The organism is Clostridium sp. AM33-3 (genome assembly GCF_003480315.1).
Classification (GTDB): domain Bacteria; phylum Bacillota; class Clostridia; order Lachnospirales; family Lachnospiraceae; genus Brotaphodocola.
On the sequence record NZ_QUIV01000055.1, the window covers coordinates 377 to 576 of the forward strand.

The following is a 200-nucleotide window of genomic DNA, read 5'->3' on the forward strand; positions in this document are numbered from 1 at the left end:
CTGGCACCCACCTGCTCTCCCATGCCGTCTCCAGCATAGTACCATCGGCCGCTTAGGTCTTAACCGTCGTGTTCGGGATGGGAACGGGTGTTTCCCCTAAGCGCATCGGCACCAGAAATCTTGGAACCTTTTATCAAAGATTCAACAGTGTTTAAAACCCTTACTTCTTCGTTTCCTTAGAAAGGAGGTGATCCAGCCGC

Annotated in this window: 1 rRNA gene; it reads right to left on the reverse strand. The window is 51.5% G+C overall.

Annotation, left to right across the window (positions count from 1 at the left end):
• A 5S ribosomal RNA gene (rrf, locus tag DW819_RS15465) occupies positions 1–116 on the reverse strand.
• Positions 117–200 lie beyond the last annotated feature (84 nt).